13 protein-coding genes and 1 pseudogene are annotated in these 5,820 nt (G+C 24.3%); 5 read left to right on the forward strand and 9 right to left on the reverse strand.

Translation table 11 applies throughout. The annotated features are described in order from the left end of the window. The first annotated feature begins 372 nt into the window (after nucleotides 1-372). The 5 genes from J8J04_RS03325 (at nucleotide 373) to J8J04_RS02840 (ending at nucleotide 1,930) form a co-directional block, all read left to right on the forward strand. Nucleotides 373-582: a hypothetical protein gene (locus J8J04_RS03325; protein ID WP_308705548.1), complete on the forward strand. Its 210-nt coding sequence runs from the start codon at nucleotides 373-375 to the stop codon at nucleotides 580-582. Between the two features lie 136 nt (nucleotides 583-718). Further along, entirely contained in the window at nucleotides 719-976 is a 258-nt protein-coding gene (locus J8J04_RS03330) for a hypothetical protein (RefSeq protein ID WP_308705549.1), read from the forward strand. A gap of 27 nt (nucleotides 977-1,003) precedes the next feature. Then, nucleotides 1,004-1,141: a hypothetical protein gene (locus J8J04_RS03335; RefSeq protein ID WP_308705550.1), complete on the forward strand. Its 138-nt coding sequence runs from the start codon at nucleotides 1,004-1,006 to the stop codon at nucleotides 1,139-1,141. A gap of 23 nt (nucleotides 1,142-1,164) precedes the next feature. Continuing rightward, nucleotides 1,165-1,665 (forward strand): SVM family protein, encoded by a 501-nt coding sequence (locus J8J04_RS02835; protein WP_212332161.1) that lies wholly within the window; start codon nucleotides 1,165-1,167, stop codon nucleotides 1,663-1,665. Between the two features lie 97 nt (nucleotides 1,666-1,762). After that, complete coding sequence (locus tag J8J04_RS02840; protein ID WP_212332162.1) at nucleotides 1,763-1,930, forward strand: hypothetical protein; 168 nt, start codon at nucleotides 1,763-1,765, stop codon at nucleotides 1,928-1,930. A 229-nt stretch (nucleotides 1,931-2,159) separates the two neighbouring features. Here the strand turns inward: J8J04_RS02840 and J8J04_RS02845 are convergent, their stop codons facing one another. The 9 genes and pseudogenes from J8J04_RS02845 to J8J04_RS02885 all read right to left on the reverse strand — a co-directional run. Then, the gene (locus J8J04_RS02845; protein ID WP_212332163.1) at nucleotides 2,160-2,315 is read right to left on the reverse strand and encodes a hypothetical protein; all 156 of its coding nucleotides are present in this window, start codon (nucleotides 2,313-2,315) and stop codon (nucleotides 2,160-2,162) included. 69 nt (nucleotides 2,316-2,384) lie between these two features. Continuing rightward, nucleotides 2,385-2,630 carry a hypothetical protein gene (locus tag J8J04_RS02850; protein WP_212332164.1) on the reverse strand — a complete coding sequence of 82 codons (246 nt, stop codon included), beginning with the start codon at nucleotides 2,628-2,630 and terminating at the stop codon, nucleotides 2,385-2,387. Further along, on the reverse strand, nucleotides 2,623-3,057 hold the full coding sequence (locus J8J04_RS02855; protein WP_212332165.1) for a hypothetical protein: 435 nt from the start codon (nucleotides 3,055-3,057) through the stop codon (nucleotides 2,623-2,625). Before J8J04_RS02855 ends, J8J04_RS02850 begins: the two co-directional genes overlap by 8 nt. A gap of 24 nt (nucleotides 3,058-3,081) precedes the next feature. Beyond that, on the reverse strand, nucleotides 3,082-3,372 hold the full coding sequence (locus J8J04_RS02860) for an HU family DNA-binding protein (protein WP_212332104.1): 291 nt from the start codon (nucleotides 3,370-3,372) through the stop codon (nucleotides 3,082-3,084). 114 nt (nucleotides 3,373-3,486) lie between these two features. Beyond that, the gene (locus J8J04_RS02865; RefSeq protein WP_212332107.1) at nucleotides 3,487-3,882 is read right to left on the reverse strand and encodes a DUF2963 domain-containing protein; all 396 of its coding nucleotides are present in this window, start codon (nucleotides 3,880-3,882) and stop codon (nucleotides 3,487-3,489) included. Between the two features lie 4 nt (nucleotides 3,883-3,886). After that, nucleotides 3,887-4,536, reverse strand: a pseudogene (gene tmk, locus J8J04_RS02870) (dTMP kinase). Next, nucleotides 4,517-5,158, reverse strand: coding sequence for a hypothetical protein (locus J8J04_RS02875; RefSeq protein WP_212332166.1), 642 nt, complete (start codon nucleotides 5,156-5,158; stop codon nucleotides 4,517-4,519). Before J8J04_RS02875 ends, tmk begins: the two are co-directional and overlap by 20 nt. A 1-nt stretch (nucleotide 5,159) precedes the next feature. Beyond that, nucleotides 5,160-5,339: a hypothetical protein gene (locus J8J04_RS02880; protein ID WP_212332168.1), complete on the reverse strand. Its 180-nt coding sequence runs from the start codon at nucleotides 5,337-5,339 to the stop codon at nucleotides 5,160-5,162. Nucleotide 5,340: 1 nt separating this feature from the next. Continuing rightward, nucleotides 5,341-5,820: DnaB-like helicase C-terminal domain-containing protein (locus J8J04_RS02885; protein ID WP_212332170.1), on the reverse strand; the 480-nt coding region annotated here is incomplete at its 5' end.

The following is a 5,820-nucleotide window of genomic DNA, read 5'->3' on the forward strand; positions in this document are numbered from 1 at the left end:
AGAGTATAATATATATGAAGTAATATATAAGAAAGAAATAAAAACTATTCAAAAGTTTTTTATTTCTTTCTTATATTATATATATACTTATATTATACTCTTATATTTAGATTATGTCTTTAAATACTATTAAAAAATACTATTAAAATAAATTATAAATATTTTTATGTTGACATAAATTTAATTTAAGTTATAATAAAAGTAATCAATAAACAATTTGTATTTTTGAGAAAAAATTATATTTTTTTTTCTTAAAAAGTGTTGTTCTTAACTGGTTCCATTTTTTTGAGGCACTTCATAATGCATATTTTTTGCATTATTATTTTATTTTTGATAGAATGTTAGTATATTTAAAAAAGGAAGTTATAATAAATGGAATTATTTAAGATATTAATTATTATTGGTATTTTAGTTGTTTTATTTGGAGTTATTCCTTTATTTATTTATTTTTCTCAAAGACAACAAAATAAAAATTGGATAAAAAAAGTTAATTTAAAACAGATGATGATTCCTTATTATGTTATTTTTGGAGTTACTGTAAATTGGGTTAGGTGGTTTTTTATATTTAAATATCAAATATGATATAACTAATAAAAATAAGGTTTATAATATTCCTAATTCTAAAACAGAAATACAAGATGAATGGTTTGAAACTAGAAACGACAAACATCGTATTTCTGAAAATAATAAATCATATCAAAACACTGAAGGGAAATGAATGATTAAAAGAACCTACAAACACTATGGACTAGTTGGACTTTATAAACGCCAACATCCTGAATCTGTACCTACTGATTTAGCGCCGTTCACTAAAAACCCTTTCGACAAATTGCATGAATCACATAGAGAAAATATTGATTATTTCGGAACCTTTCAACCACAGCACAAAGGTAATGATTCAGAATTTGGTCGAATTAATTTTTTTAATAAATTATCAGAGTATTATTATAAATTCGAATATAAAGGTCCTAAATGATTATTAGAAAAAGATAAAGACTTTTTCATGGATGAAGTTGAAATACCTACTAACAAAAGAGATGAAAGTATTGGATTTGCAGATAAAATATACTATCTTCACTTTAACCTAGTTAAAGGATATATCACTTTATATAATCAAAAATATAACACCAAATTAGAATAATAAAAATAAAGGAGATTTAATTAATGTTTAAATCAAAAAATCAATTTAAAATAATTTATCTTTATTTAATTTGTTTTATAGGAATACTATTTATTTTTAATAATCATCAAGTAATGGCGATGAATAATCAAAATAATATTCTAAATGAAGAATATTTAATTCACAACGAAATTACTATAAAAAACAAAATTAATCAGCTTTTTTCTCAAAGTAAAAATTTATCTAATAAAATTTCGCATTGTAATAAACTTGATCTAAATACTATGAATTTAAAAAAACAATTAAAAGTTTTAGATGTTCAAATACTAAATCTTTATAAACAACTTGGTATATACAATATATTAAATGACATAAATAAAAAAATTTGGGATTTATCACATAAAAGACAACAATTAATTATAAAAATAAATTCATCTAATAAAGAACAACTTGATATAGAAAATTATGAAAAAATAATAATTAAAATTATTAAATTACAAGATCAATATAAAAAATTAATTCCAGAATTAAACATTAAATTATAAATCATTAAAGACCCTTTCCAGGGTCTTTTTCTTTTACCTAATTAAACATACACAATTGGATAGGCAATAAAAACTTAAACTAAGGAGGACAAATATAATGGTAAATAAAAAAATGCCGAAAAGAAATAATCAAAATTGTTATGTCCGTAAAGATCGAATTTTCTGTCGCAATTTTTACAATTATGATAATTTAGAAAAATACGAAAAACAAATTATAAAAAATATTAACCTAGAATGGCGGAAACTCCGCGGTTGGCGCGACTAAACCACTCAATCCTCTAAAAAACCATAATATATATAGTTATATTATACTCTTATATTTAGATTATGTTTTTAAATACTATTAAAATAAATTATAAATATTTTTCTTGTTGACAGAAATCTATTTTAAGTTATAATAAAAGTAATCAATAGACAATTTGTTTTTTTGAGAAAAAATTATTTTTTTTCTTAAAAAGTGTTGTTCTTAACTGGTTCTATTTTCGTGGAGCTTATCATACAGAAATTTGTTCTTTATTAGTTTTTTCTTTAATAATAAATTCATAAATTAATAAAGAACTGATTACAATAATAACTAAAACACTAATAGTTATGCAAACTTTCGCTATTTTATTTATTTTTTTTGAATTATTTTTTTTCATAATTTTCATTTTCGTTTTCCTTTTTTTATTTTTTTGAATTTGGAGGTTATCGGTTTTTTCGATTACCCAATTGCTACTTTATGTTTTTATAATTTGGTTATTTTCTTCTCCTTTTGTTATTATTAAATTTGAATTTTTTGGGGTTTTATTGTTTGTTAAAAATGATTTATTATTTTCTTTTTTTAATTCTTTAAATGTTTTTTTCATTTCTGGAGGTTGAGTATAATAGTTGATATTGAAAAATATTTTCTTGACAATAAACAACAACGCAGTTGTAAATAAAGATCCAATGATAAAACCAATTGCAAAACTTAATTCATTCATCTTCGTTTTCCTTTCCATAAGTATTTCTTTGATTTTTTAATTTTTGTTTTCTTTCTTTTTTCGATTGCCAAATGGCAACTTTATGTTTTTGTTGTTCGATGTGAGATAGTAATTTTTCGTTTGTGATTCTTACTTTATCTAATTTTTCAAGTAATAATTGTTCTCTGTGTTCTTGTTTGGCTGCTGCCATTTCTAAATTTCTTAGTTTTTTTTGAGGGAAAAAGATGCCAAGGAATGCATTTTTGATAAAAATAATAATATTAGATAATAATTTAAAGATTGGTTTGAATCCTGTCATAATTAACAAAGTAAAAAAAGTTGTTTCTATGGCATCTATTCTTCGTTCAAGGATTTCGGCAGTTGTAAAACCTTTTGAATAACGAATAAAAAAAATACTAATAGATGCTAATATTGACAATATAAACATACGTCGCTCCTTTTATTTTAATTATTATTTAAGAACTAAATCTTTGACTTCATTTTTGATAGTTTTAGATAATTTGAAAGTAACAACTGTTTTGGAAGGTATTTTGATTTTTTTACCTGTTTTGGGATTGCGTCCTATGTGGGCTTTACGGGTTTTTAAGATGAATTTACCTAATTTAGGTGATAATATTACTTCTTCATTGGAAGTGATTGATTTGATTATGGCATATTCAAATGCATTATAAAATTCTTCTGTTTTGTTAATAGAAGTTTTGTTAACTTCTGATATTTTTTTAATTAATTCTTTTTTAGTCATTTTTAATTTTCTCCTTTTTATTTTTATTGGTTTTAGCTTTTGGTTTTAATTTACTACGGTCTTGGAAGTAAATGCCGCGGTAGATTTCGGTCATGGCGTCGCTCATATGATTTTTTATTCTCCTTTTTTAGTTAATGGGTTTTTAATTGTTTCTTTAATTTTTGTTAAATATTTATTAATTGTTGGTTTAGTGTCATTTATTTTGATTATTCGACCAGTATCTTTGTCGAATTCGTCGATGCAGTAAATTGTGCCGTCGGGGTTGTATGTGGTGGATTTGATTCGTTTTCCAGTTGTTGGGTCGAATTCGGTGATGTAGTCGATTGTGCCGTCGTCGTCGAGGTTGTATTGGGTGTGTTTGATTCGGTTGAAAGTATTTGGGTTGTATTCGGTAATGTAGTCGATTGTTTTGTTGTCGGAGTTGTATGTGGTGGTTGTGATTGAATTTAGGGTTTTTGCGGTTATTTTGGTTAATTTACCTTGTTTATTGTATTTTTTATTATTTTTCATTTTTTTATTTTCCTATTTTTTTAATATTTAATATTTGTATGATTTGTTGTAATGTTATTTTTTGAGAGTTGTTGGCATCAATTAAAAAATGATGACATTTTGAATGTTTACAATTTGAATTAGTACAATATTGATATTTATTTAATAATATTGGCGAACATTTTCAAAATATGAAATTGGTTTTTGTTCGATTAAATCTAATTTATGATTTGATTGATTTGATTTACGATTTAATGCGGTTTTAGGATTGATGTCTAGATAAAAAGTTATATTAGGTTTAATTAGAAAATGATTAATTATATTGGTAGTTATTTTATCATCGTAATCAATGTAATTTGCTTTACTTTGGTAAGTATAAGTAGAATCAAACCAACGGTCGATTAAGATAATATAACCTTGTAATAAAGATGGGGTGATGAGTTCTTCTTGGATTTGAATCATATTGGCTAAACTTAACAAATATTTTGTTTTTAAGGTAATTTTTGAATGATGTAAAAATAAATCTCTAATTGTATTGCCAACACATGAATCTCCTAAACTTTGGATAGTTTTAACCAAATTGTTAGTTGATTGTAGATGATGTTTAAGTTTAGAAATTAAAGTTGTTTTTCCACTACCATCTAAACCTTCGAAACTAATTAATTGATTTTTCATTAGAATTAACCATTTTTTTAATTAAATTAATTGGGGAAAAAGAAATAAATTGATTTTTTAATAAGGTTTTCATGAAGATATTTGATTCTTCTGAAAAACAGTTAATAACTTGGTTAATATGTTGAACTTTACCGTTTTTGATTTTGTGATTTAATCTTGCAGATTCAATTACATCATTAGTTAATAAATAAAATTCAAAACGAGTATCTAGTTTTTTGAGTTGTTGGGCCTCTACTATTGATTGGTTATAACGTTCGCGGAGGCAATTTTTGAAGTTGAAGGCGATGATTCTTTTCTTTTGGGTAAATAAAACTAAATCAAATTTAATATCTGGGATAAAGAAAAGGTATGATTGGGGGTATAGATGTGTGATACCTTTGTGATAAAAATAAAGTAAAATGAGGTGTTCATTGATTATTCCGCGGATTCGTTTTTGACTTTGGGAATTGTGTTGGTTATCAATTAAAAAGTGGTTTAAGTTAGAATGCGAGGTTTGCATATATTCATTGAAATTTAAATTAAAGAGATTAGGGAAACAGATTTTTTTAGCAATCTTAACACATAAAGAATTGTGATTAAAAATGTTAATATTATTAAAATAAAAATTAGTGAGATATTCCATTTTATTTATTCTTCCCCTTTCTTTTTAATTGATTAGGAAATTTTAGTTGATAATCTTCTAAAGCTGTGTTGTATCCTTGATTAAAATAATATGAAGTTAATGCGTAAAAAAGCATATTTATTGCAAGAATTAAAATTAGAATATTTAAAATCATTGCAATAATTAGTGTAAAATTAATCATTTTATTCTCCTATTTGTTTTTTTTCTACAAATTTTTGGATTTGTTTATAAAAATAAAAATCACATTCACCTAATTGTCCACTACGGTTTTTGGCAATAATTAAGTTAGTATGTGGATTATTATCGGGTTTTTGGTAATAACTTTCACGATGCAACAACATCACTACATCTGCATCTTGCTCGATTGTCCCTGAATCTCTTAAATCTGTTAATTGAGGTGCTTTTACTTCTCGAATTCTTACTGCTCGATTCATTTGACTTAAAGCTATGATTGGCATATTAAGTTCACTTGCTAGTTTTTTAAGTTCTCTTGAAATTATTGCTATTGCTTGATAGGTATTAAAAATTTGGTCATCTTTCAATAAATGAAGGTAATCAATAAAGACAACATCAAGTCCTTTGGTATATTTCATTTGACGACATTTAGTTTTGACATCTTCAATTTTGTTATTTCTATCATCATCAATAAAGACATCAATTTT

This window comes from 'Fragaria x ananassa' phyllody phytoplasma, from assembly GCF_018274325.1.
Taxonomy (GTDB): domain Bacteria; phylum Bacillota_I; class Bacilli_A; order Acholeplasmatales; family Acholeplasmataceae; genus Phytoplasma.